Raw genomic sequence first — 24,983 nt, forward strand, 5'->3', positions numbered from 1 at the left:
TGCTTCACTCAATAGTCTTAGTGTAAATATATTTTGGCTAACATAAATTATAAATTGAACAAAAATGGACATTGATAGGCTCTTTTCAGTAAAAGGCATGAATGCTGTTGTTTTAGGAGCATCCAGTGGTATAGGAAAAGCCATAGCTGAGATGTTCTCAGAAATGGGAGGTAAAGTCGTACTGAGCGATATTGATGAAGAAGGGTTAAAGAGGCTCTCTGACTCCCTGAGGTCGAGAGGTCATGAAGTAAACCACATGAAATGTGACATAACTGACCTCAATCAGGTAAAGAAATTAGTGAATTTCTCTTTGTCCGTTTACGGAAATGTAGATGCTCTGTATGTCACACCTTCAATTAATGTTAGAAAATCTATTGAGAATTACACTTATGAGGACTTTGAAAAGGTTATAAACGTTAACCTCAAGGGAAATTTCATGGTTGTAAAGGAATTTCTCTCCGTTATGAAAAATAATAAGGGAGGGGGTAGTGTGGTTCTATTCTCGTCCATTAGGGGAACCGTTGTTGAGCCTGGACAGAGTGTTTATGCCATGACCAAGGCAGGAATAATACAGTTAGCTAAAGTTGCAGCAGCTGAATACGGTAAGTACAACATTAGAGTAAATGTGATAGCTCCAGGTGTCGTAGATACACCACTGACCAGACAAATAAAGAGTGATCCAGAGTGGTTTAAGGCATATACCGAAAAGACCATATTGAAGAGATGGGCAACACCAGAAGAAATTGCTAATGTTGCACTTTTCCTAGCCATGCCTGCCTCCTCATACATTACAGGAACCGTAATATACGTGGATGGGGGATGGACTGCGATAGATGGTAGATATGACCCAAAGGTGTAGTTAGGGGTGTAGGTAATGGACTTGTTAGAGGATAAATTTGAGGAGATCAAGGAAGAGGCTTTAGATCGTTTAAAGGAGATTATTAAGATACCGACTGAGAACCCTCCGGGTTTAAACTACCAAAAGATTGTGGATAAGCTTGATGAGATCTTAAGAGATTTAGGCTATAAGACAGAGATCTTCAACCCATCTGAAGAGGAACTAAAGAGACTGGTTAGGTTTGGAGAAGGTGATCGACCAAACCTAGTCGGCTACATAGGTAATGGAGGGACTAAAATTGCGTTCAACGGTCATTATGACGTAGTTCCCGCAGGATCTGGTTGGAATGTAAGTCCTTATTCAGCTGTTGTAAAGGATGGTAAATTATATGGTAGAGGCTCAGCCGACATGAAGTCAGGGATCATTGCAGGGATATATGGCGTTGAGTTGTTAAAAAGGGCGAAATCATTTCCTTCCAATTTACAGGTAATACAGACATTTGTTCCAGATGAGGAGACTGTCGGAAACGTAAATGCTGGAGCCCATTACCTCGTAGAAAAAGGTGTTTTAAAGAGAGGTAAAGTGGACTACGTCATATTTACAGAGCCTACAGGTTCTGACAATATATGTTACGGTCACAGGGGAGCTATATGGGCAATTGTGAAAATATATGGAAAGAAAAGCCATGGGGGGCTTCCTCAGCTAGGAGTAGACGCTGTGAAAGTATCCATGAAAATAATACAAGAGTTATACAATTCCGTACCAGAGATAGTCTCTAAATACAATATCATACCTGAGGTCTCCAAGAGACCTTCAGTCTTGGTTGGAACTGTTAGATGTGGGAGTTGGATGAATACAGTAGCTGATTATTGTGAATTAAGTATAGTCAGGAGACTAATCCCAGAGGAAAACCTAGATGAAGTAAGAAGTAAAATTATTAACGTCATAGAAAAGGTTACAATGGACTTTAAGGCTAAATACGACTATGACGAGTTTTATTCAGTGGAGACAATCACATCAGATGTTAAAAATGAAATATATGAAGTAATGAGGAGGAAAATCAGAGAGGTCAGGCAAAGGGAACCAGGGCTGGTACTATCCCCTGGAACTTTTGATATGAGATTCACAGTTAAGGAGGGGATTCCATCAATAAACTATGGACCAGGGAGAATAGAACAGGCTCATGCCACGGATGAATATGTGGAAATAAAAGACTTCTTCGATAGCATCAAAGTGTTAAGCTTGACGCTATTAGAACTAAGTAAGACCATCAAGTAATTCTACAGTCTTCGCAAGTACTCTTAAACCGTTGACCATGTCCCTATCAGACGAATATTCCTCTTTGGAATGGCTTATACCAAGATGAGATGGTATGAATATCATTCCCACCCTTGAAACCCTTGTCATGTATTGAGCATCATGACCAGCCCAACTGTATAAGAACTTGTACTTTAACCCAAGTTGATTACAAGCCTTCTCAATAACGCTGACAACTTCCTTATCAAATTTTACCTGCTCAGCAGTCCACAAGTGTTTCTCCTCCACCTCTAGCTTCTCTTGATCTGCTATCTCTTCAGCTAGCCTCTTAGCCTCTCTTAGCGCTCTTTCTCTATCCTCCTTTTCTATACTTCTCAGGTCAAGAGTCAATGTCACTTCACCAGGTATGGCGTTATAAATATTGGGTTTCAGGTTCACTATACCTACAGTTGCTCTTAGATCACTGGTACGTCTGGCATAATCCCTTATATTGGTGATAAATTTTGAAGCACCTACTAGTGCGTCTCTTCTCCGATCCATTGGTGTCGGTCCCGCCTGACTAGATTGACCTTTAAACTTGAATTCACACACAGTTAACCCCACTATTCCTAAGGGAATCCCTATCTGGTATCCTTCCTCCTCTAGTACTGGTCCTTGTTCAATGTGTAACTCAAGGTAAAATTTCGGCTTATCGTGAATTATTCTGTTACTCTCATTACCTAAAAAACCCGATCTCTCTAGGGCTTTTTCAAACGTAATACCGTCTTTATCAACTATAGAGTATACGTACTCCCTGTTGAAGACCCCTGTTGTGAGACCTGAGCCCATAAGTGAGGGTTTGAACCTTGATCCCTCCTCATTTGTGAAATCAATAAGCGAAATGGTGTGATTAGTGCGAACTCCATGTTCTCGTAATCCTCTTAATATTTCTAAACCTGCCATTACTCCATAAAACCCATCATATTTTCCTCCGTAGGGGACAGAGTCCATATGTGAGCCTATCGCTATCTTGTCCTCTTTTTCACCTGCTATATTTGCTATTATATTTCCTGCGTCATCAACTTTAATTTCAGCCCCTAAAGAGGAAAGAATTTTGGTAAGTTCAATCCTTACTTGTATGTCATATTCATTCAGAGCTACCCTCATGGCTCCCTCTTCAGTCCATCCAATGTTACTCAGTTTATGGAATGTTTCCACGAAACGATTCTCGTCTATAAAGCTCATACTTATATCTATCTTTACATGAATTATTTAACCTTTTTAACCTTATTTAACAAATAACTTTTCAGGTCAGTCAGGAGAAAACAGAGGAGTGTTCAGTTGTATCAGTGATGTGTCGCATCTCCCTCCGAGTCTGAATTACTCAGTTAAAACAGACTCTCTCCCTTACTGTCCCATATCTTAGAGATTAAATTAGGAAGCCATCCTGTTACGCCTAAACATGACTGCCTTGATTTTGCTCTTTCTTTTAAACTTTCTTTAATTAAGGTGAAGAATACGAAACAGACAATACTCTTTCACTACTTTCATTCTTAACTGATTTCCTTTAGTTCTATAATGGTAGACTAAGACGCGTATAAGTCTAAAGCTTAAAATGTATGATTTTTAAAATGTATTTCATTATGCGTAAGAGCGTTGTTATAGGCTGGTTAGGGACTTTCATGCAACTTCTCATAAGACTTAGCTGGGGAGTTATCGCCCTACCTATATCTATTTTACTTAACTTGAATCCTGTGGAAGTAGGGTTCGTAGCCTCCTCTTTCTACATAGGATATATCTTGTTTTCCATTCCCTGGGGGCTAATAATTGACAAAATTGGTCCTAACAAGGCTATGGCTACATCATCTGCTATTTTAGTTCCACTTAACCTTATACTGTTCTTGTTTCTAAGATCATACGTGCTAATAGTGATAATTTACTTGATGGAAGGAATTATTGCGTCTTCAATATTTCCATCTGCAATGAAAATAATAGCCATTACCTATGCGGGAAGTTCCCATCTGACATTTTATGTTGCTATCCTAGAAAGTGCAGGACCGATTACTATCTTGCTTCTTGGAGCGGTCTCGTCGTTTATACTGGATTCATGGAAATTCTTGTTCTTATTCTTTGCCGTAGGTTTTAGTGTGTTGTGTCTTCTCAGTTTAAAGTTAAAGGTTAATTCGAAGTCCACCGAGGTCAAAAGATCTTTTAGTGTGCTCTTCAACAAGAAGATTATATTAGCCACCTTGATAAGACTTGGTGAACTGTGGGCTACATGGGGGACGACAACATGGATATTCTCTATGTTAGTGGTTTATAGAGACATTCCCGTAACTCTATCAGCGTCATTCCTTTTCCTCTTCGGATTAGGTCAACTGATAGGTATACTGAGCGTGGAAAGCTTGGTAGCAGTAATGGGAGATAAGAATGTCATACTGATTAATTTAATAGGGTTTATCTTAGTCACTTTACTCATTATAATAACATTTAACCCCTACCTAGTAGTAGCTGAGGCATTTCTTTTAGGAGTGTTTTCGTTCTCCTATAGACCCCCTACAGACTCCATCATAATGAAGATAGGGGGAGAAAGTAGGGCAGGTACTTCAATTGGGTTCGCTAATGCAGTGTCACAATTGGGAACTATGATAGCTCCTAGCTTAGTGGGATTCGTCCTGTTTTTAACTAAGAGTTTTGCATTCTCTATGTTTGCCTTAGACCTGGGCTGTGTAATTTCTATCATAAGCTTGTTTCTTCTCTCAAAACTTAAATGAAATCTCAGATCAATAGTCCATGAAGAGCACTTGTTTTTTAAAAGGTCGTCATAAATTGACCGTGAAACAATAATTAATTTTTATAATCAACGCTCCTATTATTTCATATGAGGCAGATCGATGCTCTTAAATCCCCAAGATTTACCCAAGTTTCCACTTTCGGAAGACTCCCAATGTGTCTACCACAGGAAGAGGTTAAAGCGGCTTTCCTTGGAATACCATTCGACGATGCCGTAACATATAGAACAGGGGCTAGATTTGGACCAATGGCTGTAAGACAAGGTTCAAGGTTATTAAGACCTTACAATCAGTTCTTAGATACATATCCGTTTGACAAACTGAATGCTTGTGACCTTGGAGATGTGAATATAATACCGGGGTATATTGAGGACACCATAAAGATAATAGAGAAAGATGTATACGACATTATATCATCTAAAAAGTTAGTTCCCTTTATAGCTGGAGGGGACCACTCCATAACACTTCCCATATTAAGAGCCATGCATAAGCAATATGGTAAGATCAACTTAATTCATTTAGACTCCCATTATGACTTCTGGGACACTTACTGGGGTAAAAAGTATACACATGGAAGTTGGTTGAGAAGAGCCCTAGAGGAGGGTCTACTCAAAGACGTTATTCAGGCTGGCATAAGGGCATCTACATTTTCAAAGGAGGACTTAAGTGATAAAGTTAAGCTAGGAATAAAGAGTTTCACTATCAGAGAATTAAAACTTAATCCTAAGGATATATTAAAGGAGATCGAATCACTTAAAGGACCCACTTACGTCTCACTCGATATAGATGTAGTTGATCCAGCATTTGCCCCTGGCACAGGGACTCCTGAAGTTGGAGGTCTATCGAGCTTTGAGATAATAGAGTTCATAAGGCAATGGAGATTTGACAAATTAGTTGGATTTGATGTGGTAGAGGTGTCTCCACCATACGATGTCAGTGAGATAACCTCAATGCTAGCAGCTAACATAATATATGAGGGACTAAGCATCTTATCATTGTCCCTTTAGATCCTCTTAGCTCAAGTTATTGCGTCAGTAGACTTTTTTATGAGATCTTCCTCGGAAGAACTAAAAAGTTAGTAAATTTTTGTCTAAGGTTCATAGATCATTAGTATGTGAATTCCTACTTAACATGAAATTAGATTTAAGAGCGAATTGGTGCAAAATGGAGAAAAGCTATTAGTCTAAAGTAGTAGGAAGAGTGATGACAGACACTTAATCTCTTTCGTTTAGTTCATAATTCATAATTTATATTATTTCCTCAAGTTTTGTCAAATCTCTACTTCCCGTAGTCAAATATACTTTGTTCTCCTTGCATAGGTCTAATAAGTCTTTAGTTACGCTTAGGGAGAATATTACCAAGATTACTTTCTTATCTTTAAATAATTCAGGTTTGACTGTCTTTAGTTTCTCTACCTTTCTCATTAGTTCCATGTATACTGACTTATTAGCCCTACTCTTAACTTCACCAATTAATAAATAATTTCCAAACTGTGAAAATATATCAATTTCCACTACATTGTCAATTTCTAACCTAGTTATCTCTGCCTTGTAACCTAACTTCTTCTCAATAAGCCATTGTAAATAATACTGGGCGTCGTCCTCTATACTTGTCGTTAAGTTCTCCACAAATCTGGCAATCTGTTTATAGTTATCATTCATCTCCTGCCTCAACTTGATAATTTCACTGTTAAAGTCCTTCCTCATATCATTCATCTCCTGCCTCAACTTGATAATTTCACTGTTAAAGTCCTTCCTCATATCATTCATCTCCTGCCTCAACTTGATAATTTCACTGTTAAAGTCCTTCCTCATATCATTCATCTCCTGCCTCAACTTCACTAGTTCCTCATGAATTTTGTTAAATTTTATGTCGTTTTCAGCGAGTTTCTCCCATATTAAGACTAAGTTATCGTTAATGAACCTGGACTGTCTTTCAAATTCGTCTAATTTCTTAACCACTACAGTCTCTAAGACTACCTCTGCGATTCTCTGTATGAACTCCCTATCACTCTTTAATTTTACGTAAATCTCCTCAGTACTCACAAGATAAAATCTCATCTACTGATAATAAGCTTACCTATAATTTTAGGTTGATTTTATGACTATATTTGCAGAGATATTCAGTAATTTATAACAATTAAATATACTTAAAACATAGATCTCCGAAGCTATATTTAACATGGTATAGTATAGTCTTACATGTATTTGTAGAAGGTTTCGCTTAGCGAAAGTAATTAATGTAACTTGACGAAGTTCTGATAAAATCAACATATAAAATATAAAGAGAATAAAAACTTGATTCCCTAAAAATTAGGAGAATAAGGTCTTAACTTTAATTGTATCATATCTCTCCTCTTCTTCCTAATTTTCGTCACCTTAATAAATTACTATATTTGGAGCCTCCTTTATCGTCTTTACCACAATTTGTGTACTAGTCCTCTCTATCTCGGGCATACTCATAAGCTTCTCAAGAAAATTTTTCATAAACTCCTCCCTGTTTTTATACCTAGCCATTACTACGAAATCTGTATCACCTAAAACGAAATAAACTCCCCAGACCCCCGGTATCTCGGCTAATTTTGAGCCTAAGTTCAGGTGGTAATCCTTTCCATACTTTGCCCTAACAAATGTTATTACTATGTAATCTTGATCTAGAGCATAGGGATCTATATGCGCATAATAACCCTTTATTATACCCTGAGATTCGAGCCTCTTAATCCTATATGCAATAGTTGACTTGGGAAGTTTGAGCATTTCACTCATGTCTTCTAAAGACTGTTTTGCGTTTTCCTGAAGTATCTTGAGAATTTTTATATCTATTTCGTCTAACTCCATTTGTATATAATACATTTTTTCCAATATATAAGCATAGATATAAAATTTTGTATAAATCTCTATCATCTCTTTTAAAATTGTACGCATAGTATAGTAAGGGAATGTTAGTTTGTATATAATACAAATCACTCTCAAAGAGGTTTATAATCTGTTTAAGAAGAATATTACTTATGGACGAAGATGTCTTAACTAAGAACTTAATAAAGCAACATACTTTTAGGACATGGGGAAAACAGAAAAACTGGGATCCTCTAGTAATCAAAGAGGGTAAGGGGGCGTATTTTTATGATTCCAAAGGTAATAAGTACCTGGACTTCTCCTCTCAGTTCATAAATGTCAATTTGGGCTATGGAAATGAGAACGTAATTAAGGCTATAGAAAAACAGTTGGAAACATTACAATACATAAATCCTTCATTAGGGGTCAGTATCAGGGCTGAGGCATCAAGGGCTTTATTAGAAGTGATGCCAAAAAACATAACTAAATTCTTCTTTTCGACCTCAGGCACAGAAGCCAATGAGGCTGCAATAAAGATCATAAGGCTGATCAAGAGACCCTCTTTCAAGATTCTATCTAGATACAGATCTTATCATGGCTCTACAGAGGGATCCATATCTTTGACCGGAGATTATAGGAGATGGTTTGTTGAGCCTAACATAATGCCAGGAGTTGTAAGATTTCCAGAGCCTTACTGCTTTAGATGTCCCTTGAAACTGAAATATCCAGATTGCGGTATAGCATGCGCAAACTACGTAGACTACATCATAAAACAGGAAAAGCACGTTGCAGGAATTATAGTTGAACCCATAACAGGTACAAATGGTGTAATCGTCCCGCCGAAGGAGTACATGCCCTTATTAAGGAAGATCGCCATGGAAAACGATGTATTATTTATTGCAGATGAAGTTATGACTGGATGGGGTAGAGTAGGAGAATGGTTTGCCGTAAATCTGTGGGGTGTTGAACCTGATATTTTAACCACCGCCAAGGGGGCTTCAGCATCATATGTTCCCATTGGTATTACAGGAGTTTCTAAAGAGATCGGAGATTTCTTTGAGGATAATGTTTTCGCCCATGGTCATACGTTTGAAGCTCACCCTGTCTCCCTAGCTGCTATTCCTGCTGTTATCAGTGAGTACAAAAGGGTCAACCTACTTCCGCACGTCAGAGAGATGGGAAAATATTTAGGGAAGAGATTAAATGAGCTCAAGGAAAGGCACATAAGCATAGGAGATGTAAGGGGAGTCGGTCTGTTCTGGGCTGTAGAGTTAGTGAAGGATGGTAAAAACACTCCCTTTGCTGACTACAATGATAAATATGAAGGTAAACCAATTTTACTTGATCTATTAGCCAAAAAAGCCTTAGAAAGTGGAGTATTTGTATACAATGGACCCTCTTGGTTCATAATAGCCCCACCCTTAGTTGTTGAAAAGGAAGATATTGATAAAGGCGTAGAGGCATTGGACAAAGTGATAAGAGAAGCAGATAATCAGTACAGAAATTGATTAGGTCTTGACCGAGAGAAGTTTAATCTAAACGTAGTTCAGTAGGGGTTAAAAGTTGAGGTTTTCCCTATTACACATTATTTTACTTTGACGAAATCTCTAATCCTCGATAATATTATGCCTATAAATATTATTGCTATTCCGGCTATTTGGATTAAGAACACGCTAGTATTAAATACGACAACCTGAATTATTGTTGTAAGGATAGGTATTGAGAAACTGAAAATTGTAACTCTTGGCACTCTCTCTATTTTGACCATCATGTTCCACAGGAAGAAAGATAGAGCCCCTCCCAGTGTTGCAGTATATGCAGTTCCTTCAATAAAGCTATCATTAATTGTTACGTCGTGGTCTATGGGTAATAATAAGGCAAGGATAACAGAACCGATGGAGAATTGACTGGCATTTACAACTATTGGGTCTTCATTCCTTAATTTCCTATAATATACTGAGAATAAAGCCCAAAATACAGCGTTTATAATGGTCAGAGTTGCCCCTAAGAGACTGAATCCATGAACTAGGGGTAGACCATAAAGTGTCACCCCTAAAAATCCTATACCCACACCTAAAGTCTCAATAACTGTGGGTCTCTCTGAGAGGATTAAAAAGGCTATGGGTATAGAAAATAGGGGCATAGTGTAGCTTAAGACAGCAGACTCAGAAGGTGAAACGTATTTTAATCCTAGACTCCACGTTAAGGAGCTCATTGTAGTATATAGTGCAAGAAGAAATACGTCCCTGTTAAACACTATTCTCCTACGGATAGATAAGAAAATCGCCGAAGATATTATATACCTCAATAGGTTGAAAACCACAGGGGAAGAATAAGTTATTGCATCCTTTGCAAAGTAGTATTGAAGAGAGCCCACTATGATGTACGGGATAAGGTATTTTAGTATTTTCACAAAACTATCGCAAACGCCGAAGAGACTTTAAATTTATCGCTATAGATAAGAGGTGCATGATGTGTTTTAAGAGAGACCAAATAATAAAAACTCATAACCAGAAATAGAGCAGAATTATATATTTGATAAATTTTTAGCCTTCACTTTCAAAAATTAATTAAATTACTGTATACTTAAAATTAGCTTTTAATATAACCAGTACAATGAAGCCATTGACCCTCCTCTTTTCTAATTGTGCTTAGTCTGTACCAGTATTGCAACCACAATATCCTTGTTCATCTACTTCCATTCCACAGAATGGACATACATGTCCAACGTATTTTACTTCGTGAGCCCTCTTACCATATAACAAGAGATGTGTATCGAAAACTAGCTCCTTTAAATCTGGCAGCTTTTTCTCCTCGTCTCTGTTTAATTTTACTTGAACAGCCTCCTTAATTCTGAACCTCAATGTCTTCTCCTCTAACGCTTTCTTAACTATCTGTTTAGTTGATACTTTACTTATGTGTTGCCCTTTAGGATCTACTAATAATATCTCGTCCTCTTCAAGGGTCAGACCAATTTTCTCTACCTCTTCGTTTTCATTAACAACTTTCATATATTATTTTAGACTATTAAACATCATTTAAACTTTTACCTAATGATAAATTTACAGTGTTAAATTTCAAGCGTGGATTAATAAAAAGTAAAATTATAAGAGACTTTATTCACGTTAAAAAATAGCCATCAAATACGTTATTAATTTATAATTACTAAAAACTGTTAAATTAATAAAAAGATCATTTAGTGAGACCAAATTAAAATTAAGTTAATTTGTAACTCTCCTATCGCGTCTATTTTTGTTGCCAACAATAGTCGACCAATGAGATTAAAGCTTAAGTAAGTGGTACACACATACGACAACTGTATATACATGGAAAAACGTGTAGAATTACAGAGATATTCTACTAAGGGATCTAATTTAGGAATAATGGAAATGATTGAAAACACATAAAATGATACTACCTTAAATGAAGACACTAACATCTTACTAAAAATTACATCATATGCGATTCCTCAATTTCTAATAAAAAGGTTTTTGTGAAGTTAATTAGCTCAGAGCAAAATTAAAGACTCTCACCGCAGATTAACAGGAATAGTTTAGCTAGCACATTAGACTAAAAAACTGAAAATCCTTGATCGAGATAAAAAAGAGATAATCTAAACTAACTAAATAGTCTAGCTGGATTCTTTACGAAGATTACATGCAACTGCTCATCAGTTACTCCTGCTCTCTTAATTGAGGGTATAACGTCTGTAAATATTAAACTCATACTCCATTTTGGAGCTAGTTTAGGTTTGTACTCCGGCTTTGCTATCCCCCAGTCAATTGTGCAACAGTAATCTTGTGACACCATAATCCTGTCCAAGTATCCATCTTTAATTAATTTCAACAACACCTCGTTCCTTTTATCTATAGGTAAGAATAGATCTAGACCGTATCTATCTAGACCTACAAACGAGCCTTTATCGGCTATCTTCTTTATGTAATCCACGTTATCAGTGTCCCCCAAGTGACCTATTAGCACTCTCCCTGGGTCTACACCCTCCTCCATTAGAATCCTTTGTTGCTCAAGACCTGTCCCGTTATGAGCATTTGAATGTGTTATTATGGGTACGTTAGTCTCCTTCTGAGCTATAGCAGCTGCCCTTATTGCCCTCTCTACATCCCTCGTTATACCTGGCTCATCTGCTGCAACCTTAATGAAGCCTGCTCTATTATTTGTCCCTTGTATTCCCTTTTTTATATCATGTATTAATAATTCTGCAATCTCTTCCAATGATCTTCCATTGAAGAAGAAAGGTAAATCAGTGTAAGTATACAACCCCGTTGCTGCAATCACATTTATACCTGTTTCTTTCACGACCTTCTCACTGAATCTAATGTCTCTCCCTAAACCCATGACAGTGGGATCCACGATGGTCTTAACACCATATGACATTATTGTCTTTACTTCATTTACTGCATTTTTTAACTCCTCATCTTCATTATAAAGATGTGGCCATTGATATCTAACTGGTTCACTGAAGACCCTTAAATGCTCATGTATTAAAGTAAAACCCATTTCTCCAGGTGATATTTCACCTTTTCCTACAAGAGGAATTTTTGTCATTTAAGTATATTATAATAATTTGATAGAATAAATTTTTGATATCTCAAATTGGGTTAGTAACATTTCGTACCATATGGTCACATCTAAACATTTAACAGAGAATCTGACAAAATCTTCTTATTTCATGTAGACTTATACGATATTCAATCTCTTGATCAGAACGTCAATATACCTCTGCAAATACTATATACAACGAAGCTGAAAGGGACAATTAATATCTTCTTTGTCCCAGTGAAAATCCTCTCCTTTTTCTTATCATGTAAAAATTGATAGAGATGCCGTCCAAATACATAATATAAAGATAATTTATTAGTTTATTTAATTAATAACCTAAAGGCTTATAATTTCACACTTAAAATCTAACTCATGTCACAATCCATAAAGGACAAGCTGAGAAGTTACAATGTGGAGATACTTAGGTTTACATGGGTCGGGTTGGATGGAGTTATCAGGTCCAAAGGAGCCCAAGTGAGCCATGTGGAAGAGCTAATAAGAACTGGTATTGGCGTCACCAAAGCCATGTTCAGCTTTACCCCGATGGACATAATATCTCCTTATGGTTCCTTTGGTCCCCAGGATGAGGATGTCTTCATAGTCCCAGACTTATCGACTTTGACTGTGTTTCCTCCCTCAGCTATTGTAATATGTGAAGTTAGAGATAAGGGCAAGCCTTGGGAATTTGATTTGAGAAGTAAGTTAAATGCGAGACTGGAGAAACTTAAGGAGGAAGAAGGTTACGACGTGAGATCATCATTTGAAATGGAATTCTACCTTGTGAAGGATAGGAAACCATATGACGACGCAAGATGCTTCGACTCCTCTGCTTTTTACAATAATCCAATAATAAGTGAAATGATAAAGGTACTCACAAACTCAGGGATAGATATTATAAGGGTTATCAAGGAGTACGGACCTGGTCAATACGAGTTTGATATAGTTCACAAGAACTCATTGAGGAGTGCTGATGAGGTGGTAATATTCAAGGAGATAACAAAACAGATTGCCCTCTCAAAAGGTATTGAAGTTAACTTCATGCCAAAACCTTTCAACAAACTACCAGGGTCAGGTATGCATTTGAACATAAGCCTTTGGAGAGAAGGGAAAAACGTATTTTATGACCCTAAGGACAAATATGGACTTAGTGAACTAGGATATAATTTCATTGCCGGACTGTTGGAACACGCAAAGGCTCTCACTGCATTAGTTGCACCTACAGTTAATTCATATAAGCGATTAGTACCAGGCTCATGGGCACCCACTAAGATATCTTATGGGTATAACAACAAATCTACCATGATAAGAATACCAACCCCTTATCCCACAATGGAATCACATGACAGGAGAGTTGAGTACAGGGTTCCTGACGCTTCTTCTAATCCTTACCTAGTTATATTAGCTGTTTTGGAAGCTGGACTCGATGGTATTGAGAGGGGATTGAAACCCGGTAATCCTGTGAACGAAAATGCTTACCTTAGAAAAGACATAGAGGATATTCCAAGAAATCTAAGGGAGGCTTTACGTGAGCTAGATAGAGACAACAGATTGAAGGAGAGAATAGGGGAACAGGTTGTGAGGGAGTTCATTAACATCAAAAGTGCTGAGGTTGAAGAGTTCGAATCTATTGTAACGGACTGGGAGTACGAGGTTTACAGGAAGATCTAGCATGATAATAGATTCTCATTGCCATTGGTTTTCTGTTAAAGTTATGGATGAAAAGGAGTTTATGATGGCATCAGCTGAGTCGTGGGGAGAGAAGGAGATAAATGCGGACGTAATTGAAATGAACAAGTGGAGACCATTTTACCTCATGTTAAAGAAAGAGATGAAGAGACTTTTAGGAGACGATTTCATCAAAGAGAGGAATAGGTTAATAAGAGATGACCCTGTGAGTTACATGAAATTCCTAATTGATGATGCTAAGATTAAAGCTTTTGTTATTGATGAGGGATTTGGAAGTAAAGAGATGGAAATACCTGCACCGTATAAGCGTCTCTTCAGGATAGAGAGCATAATTAATTCCAGTCTCTTCTCCTTGCCCTTCGATAAGGCAATAGAGTTCTTTGAGGAAACATTGAGGAATAAAGTAAGGGAAGGATATGTGGGGTTCAAGAGTATAATAGCTTACAGGACTGGTCTAAATATAACCTGCAATGAGTTGAAAGCGTTAGAGGACTTCTTGTCAAGGGATGAGGATTGGTACGGGGAGAAGAAGAAGGGCTTTAGGGACTACCTGTTATGCAAGACTATGGAGATAGCTAAAGAGTTAGATGTACCACTGCAGGTTCATACGGGTGCTGGTGACAGGGATATAAAGCTTGAACTGTCGAGACCAGCTTACTTAACTAATGTTGTGAGAAGGTATGAAGGAAAAATAGTGTTTGTTCATTCAGGTTACCCTTACCACAGGGAAACTGCATGGATGAGTTATATATTTCCTTCAGTATACTTGGACTTATCTCAGGTCTGTCCATTTGCGCCTTTAGGGGCTTTAAATGCTTTAGAGGAGATAATGGAGGTTGCGCCTTTTAACAAAATAATGTATGGGAGTGATGGGTTTAATATACCTGAAATAGCTTGGATTTCAGCTAAGATATTTCCAAGATATTTAGACATGGTTCTGAACAAAATGGTCTCATTAGGGATAATTGAAGAGGAGGAAGAAATAAGGCAAATGATATTATCTCGGAATGCCTCACGTCTATACAAGCTTGATTGACTAATGCAAAGTAAGTCCACGTTCAGGAGATTGAACTAAATCTTAAGTTGTATTGTAATTCTTTACACGCCAATATTCCTATGGGAGAGCGCTTTATTACATAACTTAAAAAGCCTGCAGAATTATTTAACTTGTAAGAAGCTTAATAGAGTGTCAACACCAATTTGTTGCCTATATGTGATATTATTATTCAAGTGATATGAAATTATACTAAAGTTTAAAAACTTTAAACATTATTATACAGTATGGTAATTAGAACAGGAGATCAATACGTTTCGTCTATAAGTAAGCGCTCTAAGGTGGAAATATACGTTCTGGGAAAAGAGGTCAAGGATGTAACGAAACACCCATTCCTTAAGCCATCTGTGATGTCCTTTAAGGCAACATTTGATGCTGCATGGGATGAGGACACAAAGGAGCTAGGAAGAGCCTGGAGTCCATATCTTGAGGAAGAGATAAACAGGTTTAATCACATTCATAGATCCCCAGAGGACTTAGCTGCTAAGGTTAAACTACTGAGAAAACTTAGTCATAAGACTGGAGCATGTTTTCAGAGATGTGTTGGTTGGGACTCTCTAAATACATTGAACATAGTGACCAAGATTATGGCAAATAAAGGTAGGACTGAGCCTAGAGACAGGTTTGTGGAATATCTAAAATACGTGCAGAAGAACGATCTAGCCCTTGCAGGAGCCATGACAGATGTGAAGGGTATTAGAACACTGAAGCCAAGCCAACAGCCAAATAAGAATGCTTACCTTAGGGTCACTGAAGTAACAAAGGACGGAATTTATGTGTCCGGAGCAAAGGCAAACATAACAGGAGTTGCTGCGACTGAGGAGATGGTCGTCTTACCTACTAGGGCTATGGGACCAGAGGACAAGGATTACGCTGTAGCCTTTGCAATACCTACGGACACTGAGGGTATTAAGATTGTGGTCGGGAGGCAAATTAACGATGCAAGGAGAATGGAAGAGGGTGAAATAGACGGTTTACCATATTTCTACAACCATGAAGGATTAGTAATATTCGACAACGTATTTGTCCCTATGAACAGAGTTTTTCTTGCCGGAGAATGGGAGTACACTGGTACACTAGTGGAGATATTTGCTGCTTATCACAGGCAGGGTTATGGGGGGTGTAAGGCAGGCTTAGGAGATGTGATAATAGGGGCAAGTGCTGATTTAGCCAGGCAGATTGGTGTTGAAAAAGCTCCCCATGTACAGGACAAGTTAACCGAAATGATATTCCTGACTGAAACCATGTACTCTGCAGGGATTGCGGCAAGTCTCAATGCGGTTAAAATATGTGATAATTGTTGGTGGGTTAATCCAATGCACGCTAATGTGACTAAGCATTTAGTTGCCAGATTTCCTGCACAGATCAGCCAGTTAGCTATAGATATAGCAGGTGGAATGGTAGGCACTGCGCCAAGTGAATGGGATTTGAAAAATCCCAAACTGAAAGAATATATAATGAGATATTTACAGGGAGTTGAGGACTTCACTGCAGAGGACAGGCTTAGAATGGTTAGGTTGATAGAGAATGTAAGCATGGGAGTTGCATTCCAGATCGAATCTATTCACGGCGCTGGAAGTCCTGCTGCCCAGAGAATAATGTTTTCAAGACTTTATGATCTTGATCTAGCTAGAGAAATATCGAAGAAATTGGCTGGTAGAAAGGCTGATTTAAAGATGACGACCAAGCCAGAGCCATGGAGAGAGACACAGTCAGAACAAGAAGCAAAGGAACATGATAAGTAGTAAAAAATTTTCTGGGATTTCTAGCTTTAAATAAGAAACCTATTATTTTAATCTTAATCTAAATGTTTTCCCGTTTAATCTAAAAGAGCATAAAAACAGATACCAGAGAATATAATTTAATGAGTTATTATACACCCCTAATTATATTACTCCAAACCTACAAATTACATGAAAACTGGTAGTTAGATCACTTATTGGAATCCATTTCTAATCTGAATCAACTTCTGGACTTCATTATCTCTGAACTATGTCCGCCAAATATGGACACATTTGGATCTATATACTTCTTCGCCATACTTGTAGCTATAGCAGCTTCACTAAAACCTATAGCTATTAAAGCCATCTTTGGCACCCCTTCTTGGCTTGCGATATCACCGGCAGCATATACACCAGGCAAATTTGTTTCCATCTTGGCATTGACTAAAATATCCCTTCCCTTCATGTTTAAACCCCATCTGGGAACATTTCCTAGATCTCCCTTATGTCCAATACTTATTATTACAGCGTCAACATCTAACGTTTTCTCCTCCTTTGTCCTGTTATCAAATATTACAGCCTGGGTAACCTTGCTTCCATCCCCCTTTACTTCCTTTAACTCATGCCAAGTGTGAACTGAAGCGATGTTATACAACTGTTTTACACTGCTCTCATGTGCTCTAAACTGATCTCTCCTGTGAATTAGTGTGATTGACTTTGCAACTGGAGCCAAGTTAATAGCCCAATCTACAGCTGAATCTCCTCCTCCAACGATCAAAATTCTCTTTTCCTCAAAGTCCTTCTTCCTTTTAACTGTGTAGTATACTCCCCTATTTTCATACTCAATCTCTCCTCCTGCACCTAGCCTTGATGGAGTGATCCTCCCTATACCTAATGCTAGTAATATTGTTTTAGCTTTAAACTCGTTTCCCTTATCAGTCTTTATCACCCAAAGATTATCCTGTGTTCTCGTTATCCAATCTACCCACTCCTTAAGTCTTATATCAGGGGAAAACATCTTTGCTTGTTCTATGAGGTTCTGGGCTAGGTCATATGCCAAAATACCAGGATATCCTCCAACATCATAAACCATTTTCTCAGGATATATTGTGACCAGCTGTCCACCTAGCTCGTCTTGTGCATCAATTAGTAAAGCACTCATATCTCTTAGACCGGAATAAAACGTTGCAAATAATCCTATAGGTCCGCCACCGACGATTATAATATCATATTCCTTCAATATAGGTACCCAATAATTGATTATGTTTATATTATTTAAATTTTTTGATTAAAGAGCAATAGATCACTATGAATTAATGATAATATAAACTTTTTAAGTAGTTTAAACTTCTACTATATTATGCTAGCAGGAGTGCTTCATAACTATAAGGAACCTATAACTGTGGAGGAAGTGGAAATAGAGGAGCCTAAGGAAAATGAGGTAATGATCGAGGTTAAGGCTACTGGAATGTGCCACTCTGATGTAAATGTTTTTTTAGGGTCAACTCCCGTCCCTACGCCTGTAATAGCAGGACATGAAATAGCAGGCAGAGTTGTGAAGGTGGGGCATAATGTAAGTAGGGTAAAAGAAGGCGATAGGGTTATATCAACTTTCATTCAACCCTGCGGAAAGTGTAAGAATTGTATATCTGGTATGGAAAATCTTTGTGAGACTTTTGCATCGGTCAGACTGAAAGGTACAATGTTTGACGGTACAACTAGAGTTAAATATAAGGACGGAAGGTCTATAAGGACATTTTTAGGTGGAGGGTTTGCGGAATATTCTATAGTGCACGAAAATGCCTTAACTAGAATGGAAGACAGCAACGTGAATATAGAGGAACTAGCTGTGTTAGGATGTTCTGGTATAACTGCTTATGGTGCAATTAGCTCTGCCAACGTAAGACCTGGGGATAGTGTAGCTGTAGTAGGAGTAGGTGGTGTTGGGCTATCAGTTATACAAATGCTGAGAGCAGTGGGGGCAGGGAGAATAATTGCTCTAGGAACAAAGAAGTGGAAATTGGAAAAAGCTCTAGAGCTTGGGGCAACAGATTTTATAAACACCAAGGAATCTGAGCCAGTAAAAACCCTGAAGGAAATGACTAATGGAGGTCCAGATATAATAATTGAGGCTGGGGGAACCCAAGAGACTATACAAATGGCTTTAGAAGGGGTTAGAATTGGAGGGAAAGTGGTTTTGATAGGCTTACCACCTACATCAGCTCTCATTCCAGTTAGAGTCTCAATGATAGTGAGAAATGGAATCACTATAATAGGTAATTATGGCAGTAAACCTAGGGTAGATATGCCGAAACTAGTAGAGTTAGTTAGGACAAAGAGATACGACCCACAGAAACTCATTACAGGAAAATTCAAGTTAGAGGAAATCAACGAGGCTGTGAAATTGTTAGAGGAGGGGCTCGCAATAAGGAGTTTAATTATTCCTCACTAGCCTCTCCACGAAAACTTAGTACTTACTTTAGATGAATAGTGACATGATATTCCCTTGATAACTGAAATATCTTGCCCAGTTTTCATCACAGAATAACAGGTCACGTTTACATTTGTCAATACGAGATCTTTTAAATACATTTATAATACGTTTCCTATAATTTATCATGAGAAACACAAAGTTTTTTAAACTTCTTATACAACTTAAATAAGATGAACGCAGATAGTTTACATGAATATGAACGAATCCACAAAGAACTTGTAGAAGAAGGATTCATAAGAAGAGATTTTCCCCCAAATCCCTCCATCAAACTATGGAATGAAAGAGTAATGAAGATGCCTAGAGACGAGTTAGATAAGTTAAAGACAGTAAGGCTAAAGAGACTGGTTAAATGGGCATGGGAGAATGTCGAATTTTACAAGAGGTTTTGGAAGAACAGGGGATTCTATCCTGAGTACATCAAGGACTGGAGAGATATTGTGAAAATTCCTGTACTTAGGAAGGAGGATATAAGAACTGACTTACAGACACACCCACCTTTCGGAACCATATTTCATCCAGACTTAGCCAAAAGGATAAGGTTTGTTGGTGCAACTTCAGGTTCCACAGGAATGCCCACATTTCAAGGATGGGGGAAACTGGAATTAGACTATTTTCAGGAAGCTCAGGCTAGGTATCTATGGAGTTTCGCTGGAGTAAGACCAGGTATAACATACGCCAACTACTTAAACATGAGCGGGTTTTACAGTTGGGGTCCTCCGGTAGTTGAGACGGCGATGTGGAGATGTGGAGCTACTACAATTGCTGGGGGAGGAGAGACGTTTTTCTCCTGGAAGCAGAGACATCTGTTAATATTCAAACTGTGGAAGATAGACGTCTTTGCAACTACACCTTGGTTACACAGACTAATAGGAGAAATGGCAATAGAGGAAGGATGGGAAACTCCCTTCAAGGTTCTGTTATTACATGGGGGTGCAGCTGCTGAAAATACGAAGAAGAGACTGTTTAAGGTACATCCTAATGCTGAGATGGCAATAAACGTCTGGGGAACTACAGATGGACATATGGCTGTAGAATTACCCAACTCAAGAGGAGAGCTTGTGATATGGGAGGATATGGAGATCTTTGATGTAATAGACCCAAAGACCAATGAACCAGTCTCTGAGGGCGAGAGGGGTGAATTAATAGCAACTTTACTTAATCACTTTACCATGCCACTGATTAGGTACAGTTTAGGTGATTACGTTAAAAATGAGTTTATAACTGAACCAGACCCTATCTTCGGTATAACTCATGCCAGATTTGTAGAGCCTATACCAGGGAGAGTCGAGTGGATGTTCAGAGTAAAGGGAAAATTGCTGTTGCCAATATATATTGAAGACGCAATAAATGAAATACCTGATACGACTGGAATGTTCAACATAATGGTTTATGCGGAGGAGATGGAGAAGCTGAGGATAAAGATAGAGAGTAAGAGAGACAGAGTAGATGAGGCTTACGATAAGTCAGCTAAAGCTTTGCTAGCCAATAAGATAGGATTAGACGAAAATGACGTTGAGATAGAATGGATTAGACCAGGAGAAGCTGTCTGGACTGGTTATAAATTACAGGTCTTTGTGGATCAAAGAAAGAAGAGGTAGCATTAAAGGGGTGTTGAAAACCTACACTAAATGAGGTCATGTACCCAAACATTTATTTTAAAAAGTGTTCAGATCAGCAAAATAGATAATGGATCACCCAATCCTAGCTCTATAAAATGCGTCTAAGTGTTCTAACTCTCATTTTCCCATTTTATCCCCTTACGTGGAGTTTAAGCCACAAAGTCAGCTAGTTATTAAGAGTTAAGCTGATTTCCTCTCTATCACAAAGGGCGAAGCTCTCATCGTCACGTAAAATTTATCATTGTATTATTAACAATAATCATTCATAAAACTGTTATACTTATATTATTCAAAAAGTTTATATCCAAGTTCACCAACATGTATAGTGAAAAGTATGAGAAGAGTATACAAGGCGGCAATACTAGGGTCCACAGGATTAGTAGGAATAGAATATGTAAGAATGTTAGCAAACCATCCTTACATAAAGCCCACTTACCTTGCTGGAAGAGGCTCTGTGGGGAAACCATATGGTGAAGTTGTAAGATGGCAAACCATAGGGCAAATACCAAAAGAGATAGCAAATCAAGAGATAAGACCAACAGATCCAAAACAAATGGATGACGTAGATCTAGTGTTCTCTCCATTACCTGCTGGATCTGCAGCGCAGGTAGAGGACGAATTTGCAAAATTAGGTTTCAAGGTCATAAGTAACTCTCCAGATCACAGATTAGAACCTGACATACCATTAATTATACCTGAGGTTAACCCCCATTCCTTAAACCTTATCGAAGAGCAAAAGAAGAGAAGGGATTGGGAGGGTTTCATAGTCACTACCCCATTATGTACAGCCCAGGGGGTACTAATTCCCTTAGTTCCTATTTACCAGAACTTCAGAGTTCAAAGTGTATTCATAACCACCATGCAAGCCCTATCCGGTGCAGGTTATCCAGGGGTAGCTTCCTTAGACGTGATTGACAACATATTGCCCTTAGGCAACGAATATGATGCCAAAATGGTCAAAGAGATGACAAAAGTGTTGAATTCCACGAAGAGAAATGTTTCAGACGAATCCAACATTAATATCTCCACTACAACTCATAGAGTCCCAACGATTCACGGACATTATGCAGTCGTCTATGTAACATTTAAGGAAAATGTAGACTTAGGAAAAATCAGAGAGTCCTTAGTTAATTTTTCTGGTGAACCACAAGCCTTAAAATTGCCCACTGCGCCTGAAAAGGTCATAGTACTAACTGAACAAGATAACAGACCACAAGTGTATTTTGACAGATGGTTAGGAGATCCTCCTGGGATGTCTGTAATAGTTGGAAGATTAACTCAGGTAGATAATAACGCCATAAGATTCGTGTCCTTAATACACAATAGTGTCAGGGGAGCAGCAGGCGGAGGTATACTAACGGCTGAACTACTTATAAATCGTAAATATATCTAGTTGAAGAAGGACCAATCTACATGTATTTTACACAAGGAAGATATATACTCCTTCCTTTTTAATCACTTTATAGTAGAGTGAGGATGTGTTTTCTAAATGTTTTTTAATTTTTTACTTGATCGATATATTTATTATTTATTATTGCTTAAATTTATTTTGATATGAAAGAAGATAGACCTTGGTTTAAATATTGGCCTCCCAAACTACCAAAGACTTTGGATTACCCTAAGGCTCCTCTGTTCAATATATTGGAGGTCTCAGCTAACAGATACCCTGATAAGGATGCAATAATTTACTATGGGACAAGGATAAAGTATGAAAAATTATTGAGTAATACACTGAAATTTTCCTCCTTCTTGTATAATGAGCTTGGCATAAAGAAGGGAGATAGAGTGGCAATATTTATGCCTAACTCTGTTCAGTGGATAATAGCTTACTTTGGAATACTCAGGGCTAATGCTGTAGTAGTTCCAATAAATCCATTGATAGCTGAAGACGAGCTCAACTATATCCTTAAGGATTCGGGTTCAGTGGCTGTCGTGACTCTCTCATCTCAGTTGCCTAAAGTTATGAAGGCTATCCAAGGAACTGAAGTGAGGAACGTTATTTCCGGAATGTTCAGAGATTATCTATCCTCCTCCCCGGAAATTAAGGTTCATCCCCTAATGCTAAAGGAACCTGAGATTCAAGGTGATGTAATAAAGTGGAAGGAGTCAATAAGTAGTAATAAACCATTACCAGAAGTAAGTGTAACTAGCGAGGACATAGCCCTTATCCCCTATACCTCTGGCACAACAGGGTTTCCTAAGGGATGTATTCACACCCACTCCACAATATGGCCAACAGTTATTGGCTCAGCTTTCTGGAACATGGTTACACCCTCTGCAATTGGTCTAGCATCATTGCCTCTTTTCCATGTTACGGGGTTTGTCCACAGTCTCAATACTCCAATGTACGTGGGGGGAACTATAGTTTTAATGTCCATATGGGACAGGGAAGCTGCCCTTGATGCCATAGAGAAATATAAGGTAACCCATTGGACTAACATATCCACTATGGTAGTAGATCTACTTTCAACCCCCGGAATTGAGAAGAGGGATCTAAGTTCATTGGTAATGGTAGGAGGAGGTGGAGCTGCTATGCCTGAGGCTGTTGCCAAGAAATTAAGGGAACTAACTGGACTCGATTATGTAGAGGGTTATGGATTGACAGAGACTATGTCTCAAACACATGTGAATCCACCACATAGACCAAAACTTCAATGTCTAGGAATTCCCCACTTCGGTGTAGATGCCCTAGTTGTGGATGCCTCAACTGGAGAAGTCCTTCCACCAAATAAGGAAGGAGAAATTGTGGTCAAATGTCCTAGTCTCTTTAAAGGTTATTGGAGAAAAGAAGAAGAGACTAGAAAATCCTTTATCACAATAAATGGTACTGAATATTTTAGAACTGGAGACCTAGGCTACATGGACGACGAGGGTTATTTCTTTATTGTTGATAGAGTGAAAAGAATGATAAATAGAGCAGGTTTTAAGGTGTGGCCTACAAAGGTAGAGAACAAATTATACCAACACCCAGCCATATTGGAGGCATGCGTAGTTTCGACACCTGACCCTAGAGTAGGTGAGGAAGTAAAGGCTTATGTAGTGTTGAGACCTGAGTTTAGAGGTAAAGTTACCGAGGAGGATATTATAAAGTGGAGTAAGGAGCACATGAGTGCTTATGAGTACCCTAGAGTTGTAGAGTTTGTGGACTCACTGCCTAAAAGCGGTTCTGGAAAAATATTATGGAGGGTCCTGCAGGATAAGGAGAAGAATAAGTCCCATTGAGGAGTGGTCTTATTTAGCCTAAAAATAATCTTATCATGACATATGTCCCGTTCTTGCCACTGTATTAGATGCCACTGCACCTATAAGAGTCGTAAAGAGTGACATGAAAACAATAACCCTGAAATTCCACCTGATTTAATGCGTTAAGAGATAGTTCAATGGTAGCCACAACAAGCCCTGTTTCTCTCCTGTGGATCATTCCCAGTGCAACAGCGTTAGCAGTCTTCAAGTTCTCAGTGAAAAAGGTAAGCAAAAGGAAATACACCTAAGTACTTGAATAGTGATGCGATTCCAGTGAGCTCTAATAGAAGTAACAGGATATTCATATTAAATATCCTCAAATCCACTTGCGCCCCGGTAACTACAAAGAAAAGAGATCCGAAGATACATTATAATACATTAGTTTCCTCCTTTACCTTTATTGTATGTAATTTATTGCAGGGATATTCTCTTGGATAGTGTATATTGAGACAACAAGTGAGATAATGCTAGTTAATTTTTCTAATGTGAGCTCTTTTTCCTTTTTCCTTGTTCTCTCGACAGGTATCCTGACTAATGAAAAGCTATCTGAAACTGAAATTAAGAGATAGCTTAGTAATGTAAGACCGTCTAGGAGTAGGAAAGTTGAATATGTCCCGAAAAAGTGTATGGAGACGATAACGAGAATAAAGCAAATTGTAGCAAAGAGACTTCAGCGTTAGATGGTCTGTTGTCACGACTTTTGAATAGGAAACTAGGCATAAAATTGTTTTGAGACATGGAGAACATAATTCTTGACACTGTTATTATATATGCAATACCACCTAAAACACCTCCGTTAAGTGCCGAAAAAATAAGGTAAATAAATTGAATGGCAAGGAGTCCCTTATCAATTGAAGACCAATATAAAACTATCTAATAATAATATCTTTATTTGAACCGTGTAAT

19 protein-coding genes are annotated in these 24,983 nt (G+C 38.1%); 12 read left to right on the top strand and 7 right to left on the bottom strand.

What is annotated here, in order from left to right; genetic code table 11:
- The first annotated feature begins 64 nt into the window (after positions 1–64).
- Positions 65–859, top strand: coding sequence for an SDR family NAD(P)-dependent oxidoreductase (locus SACI_RS10300; protein ID WP_011278925.1), 795 nt, complete (start codon positions 65–67; stop codon positions 857–859).
- 15 nt (positions 860–874) lie between these two features.
- A complete protein-coding gene (locus tag SACI_RS10305; RefSeq protein WP_011278926.1) occupies positions 875–2,116 on the top strand; it encodes a M20 family metallopeptidase in 1,242 nt (413 codons plus the stop codon).
- On the opposite strand, the gene SACI_RS10310 is transcribed toward SACI_RS10305, so the two are convergent.
- Positions 2,096–3,310 (bottom strand): M20 family metallo-hydrolase, encoded by a 1,215-nt coding sequence (locus SACI_RS10310; protein WP_176586702.1) that lies wholly within the window; start codon positions 3,308–3,310, stop codon positions 2,096–2,098. The two genes, SACI_RS10305 and SACI_RS10310, sit on opposite strands and share 21 nt — an antisense overlap.
- Before the next feature lie 407 nt (positions 3,311–3,717).
- Between SACI_RS10310 and SACI_RS10315 the strand changes: the two genes are divergently transcribed.
- Both SACI_RS10315 and speB read left to right on the top strand, forming a co-directional pair.
- Complete coding sequence (locus SACI_RS10315) at positions 3,718–4,848, top strand: MFS transporter (RefSeq protein ID WP_011278928.1); 1,131 nt, start codon at positions 3,718–3,720, stop codon at positions 4,846–4,848.
- Between the two features lie 107 nt (positions 4,849–4,955).
- A complete protein-coding gene (gene speB / locus SACI_RS10320) occupies positions 4,956–5,873 on the top strand; it encodes an agmatinase (RefSeq protein ID WP_011278929.1) in 918 nt (305 codons plus the stop codon).
- Between the two features lie 240 nt (positions 5,874–6,113).
- Here speB and SACI_RS10325 read toward each other — a convergent pair whose 3' ends face one another.
- Positions 6,114–6,911, bottom strand: a complete 798-nt coding sequence (locus SACI_RS10325; protein ID WP_011278930.1) for a DNA repair ATPase — start codon at positions 6,909–6,911, stop codon at positions 6,114–6,116.
- A gap of 333 nt (positions 6,912–7,244) precedes the next feature.
- The gene (locus SACI_RS10330; protein ID WP_230937913.1) at positions 7,245–7,718 is read right to left on the bottom strand and encodes an Lrp/AsnC family transcriptional regulator; all 474 of its coding nucleotides are present in this window, start codon (positions 7,716–7,718) and stop codon (positions 7,245–7,247) included.
- Between the two features lie 155 nt (positions 7,719–7,873).
- On the opposite strand from SACI_RS10330, the gene SACI_RS10335 reads away from it, so the two are divergent.
- On the top strand, positions 7,874–9,208 hold the full coding sequence (locus SACI_RS10335; protein ID WP_011278932.1) for an aspartate aminotransferase family protein: 1,335 nt from the start codon (positions 7,874–7,876) through the stop codon (positions 9,206–9,208).
- Positions 9,209–9,285: 77 nt separating this feature from the next.
- Here the strand turns inward: SACI_RS10335 and SACI_RS10340 are convergent, their stop codons facing one another.
- The 3 genes from SACI_RS10340 to SACI_RS10350 all read right to left on the bottom strand — a co-directional run bounded on the left by SACI_RS10340 (position 9,286) and on the right by SACI_RS10350 (position 12,266).
- Positions 9,286–10,113: a DMT family transporter gene (locus SACI_RS10340; protein WP_011278933.1), complete on the bottom strand. Its 828-nt coding sequence runs from the start codon at positions 10,111–10,113 to the stop codon at positions 9,286–9,288.
- A gap of 238 nt (positions 10,114–10,351) precedes the next feature.
- The gene (locus tag SACI_RS10345) at positions 10,352–10,711 is read right to left on the bottom strand and encodes a hypothetical protein (RefSeq protein WP_011278934.1); all 360 of its coding nucleotides are present in this window, start codon (positions 10,709–10,711) and stop codon (positions 10,352–10,354) included.
- 607 nt (positions 10,712–11,318) lie between these two features.
- The gene (locus SACI_RS10350; protein ID WP_011278935.1) at positions 11,319–12,266 is read right to left on the bottom strand and encodes a phosphotriesterase family protein; all 948 of its coding nucleotides are present in this window, start codon (positions 12,264–12,266) and stop codon (positions 11,319–11,321) included.
- A 366-nt stretch (positions 12,267–12,632) separates the two neighbouring features.
- On the opposite strand from SACI_RS10350, the gene SACI_RS10355 reads away from it, so the two are divergent.
- From SACI_RS10355 to SACI_RS10365, 3 genes are all read left to right on the top strand, one after another.
- Positions 12,633–13,928, top strand: coding sequence for a glutamine synthetase family protein (locus SACI_RS10355; RefSeq protein ID WP_011278936.1), 1,296 nt, complete (start codon positions 12,633–12,635; stop codon positions 13,926–13,928).
- 43 nt (positions 13,929–13,971) lie between these two features.
- Entirely contained in the window at positions 13,972–14,982 is a 1,011-nt protein-coding gene (locus SACI_RS10360) for an amidohydrolase family protein (protein WP_011278937.1), read from the top strand.
- 245 nt (positions 14,983–15,227) lie between these two features.
- Positions 15,228–16,745 (top strand): 4-hydroxyphenylacetate 3-hydroxylase family protein, encoded by a 1,518-nt coding sequence (locus SACI_RS10365; protein WP_011278938.1) that lies wholly within the window; start codon positions 15,228–15,230, stop codon positions 16,743–16,745.
- A 217-nt stretch (positions 16,746–16,962) separates the two neighbouring features.
- Here SACI_RS10365 and SACI_RS10370 read toward each other — a convergent pair whose 3' ends face one another.
- Positions 16,963–17,961: an NAD(P)/FAD-dependent oxidoreductase gene (locus tag SACI_RS10370; protein ID WP_011278939.1), complete on the bottom strand. Its 999-nt coding sequence runs from the start codon at positions 17,959–17,961 to the stop codon at positions 16,963–16,965.
- 120 nt (positions 17,962–18,081) lie between these two features.
- Between SACI_RS10370 and SACI_RS10375 the strand changes: the two genes are divergently transcribed.
- The 4 genes from SACI_RS10375 to SACI_RS10390 all read left to right on the top strand — a co-directional run bounded on the left by SACI_RS10375 (position 18,082) and on the right by SACI_RS10390 (position 24,056).
- Entirely contained in the window at positions 18,082–19,173 is a 1,092-nt protein-coding gene (locus SACI_RS10375) for a zinc-binding dehydrogenase (RefSeq protein ID WP_011278940.1), read from the top strand.
- Positions 19,174–19,385: 212 nt separating this feature from the next.
- The gene (locus SACI_RS10380; protein ID WP_011278941.1) at positions 19,386–20,813 is read left to right on the top strand and encodes a phenylacetate--CoA ligase; all 1,428 of its coding nucleotides are present in this window, start codon (positions 19,386–19,388) and stop codon (positions 20,811–20,813) included.
- A gap of 355 nt (positions 20,814–21,168) precedes the next feature.
- On the top strand, positions 21,169–22,227 hold the full coding sequence (gene asd, locus SACI_RS10385) for an aspartate-semialdehyde dehydrogenase (RefSeq protein WP_011278942.1): 1,059 nt from the start codon (positions 21,169–21,171) through the stop codon (positions 22,225–22,227).
- A gap of 161 nt (positions 22,228–22,388) precedes the next feature.
- A complete protein-coding gene (locus tag SACI_RS10390) occupies positions 22,389–24,056 on the top strand; it encodes a long-chain fatty acid--CoA ligase (protein ID WP_011278943.1) in 1,668 nt (555 codons plus the stop codon).
- Positions 24,057–24,983 lie beyond the last annotated feature (927 nt).

Origin of the sequence: Sulfolobus acidocaldarius DSM 639, assembly GCF_000012285.1 — an archaeon.
Lineage (GTDB): Archaea > Thermoproteota > Thermoprotei_A > Sulfolobales > Sulfolobaceae > Sulfolobus > Sulfolobus acidocaldarius.

Coding starts and splice junctions, on each gene's coding strand:
- SACI_RS10330 (WP_230937913.1), bottom strand. CDS start 7,718: ATGTATTATATACAAATGGAGTTAGACGAAATAGATATAAAAATTCTC.
- SACI_RS10345 (WP_011278934.1), bottom strand. CDS start 10,711: ATGAAAGTTGTTAATGAAAACGAAGAGGTAGAGAAAATTGGTCTGACC.
- SACI_RS10360 (WP_011278937.1), top strand. CDS start 13,972: ATGGATGAAAAGGAGTTTATGATGGCATCAGCTGAGTCGTGGGGAGAG.
- SACI_RS10380 (WP_011278941.1), top strand. CDS start 19,386: ATGAACGCAGATAGTTTACATGAATATGAACGAATCCACAAAGAACTT.
- SACI_RS10335 (WP_011278932.1), top strand. CDS start 7,874: ATGGACGAAGATGTCTTAACTAAGAACTTAATAAAGCAACATACTTTT.
- SACI_RS10300 (WP_011278925.1), top strand. CDS start 65: ATGGACATTGATAGGCTCTTTTCAGTAAAAGGCATGAATGCTGTTGTT.
- SACI_RS10375 (WP_011278940.1), top strand. CDS start 18,082: ATGCTAGCAGGAGTGCTTCATAACTATAAGGAACCTATAACTGTGGAG.
- SACI_RS10350 (WP_011278935.1), bottom strand. CDS start 12,266: ATGACAAAAATTCCTCTTGTAGGAAAAGGTGAAATATCACCTGGAGAA.
- SACI_RS10315 (WP_011278928.1), top strand. CDS start 3,718: ATGCGTAAGAGCGTTGTTATAGGCTGGTTAGGGACTTTCATGCAACTT.
- SACI_RS10305 (WP_011278926.1), top strand. CDS start 875: ATGGACTTGTTAGAGGATAAATTTGAGGAGATCAAGGAAGAGGCTTTA.
- SACI_RS10390 (WP_011278943.1), top strand. CDS start 22,389: ATGAAAGAAGATAGACCTTGGTTTAAATATTGGCCTCCCAAACTACCA.
- asd (WP_011278942.1), top strand. CDS start 21,169: ATGAGAAGAGTATACAAGGCGGCAATACTAGGGTCCACAGGATTAGTA.
- speB (WP_011278929.1), top strand. CDS start 4,956: ATGAGGCAGATCGATGCTCTTAAATCCCCAAGATTTACCCAAGTTTCC.
- SACI_RS10355 (WP_011278936.1), top strand. CDS start 12,633: ATGTCACAATCCATAAAGGACAAGCTGAGAAGTTACAATGTGGAGATA.
- SACI_RS10365 (WP_011278938.1), top strand. CDS start 15,228: ATGGTAATTAGAACAGGAGATCAATACGTTTCGTCTATAAGTAAGCGC.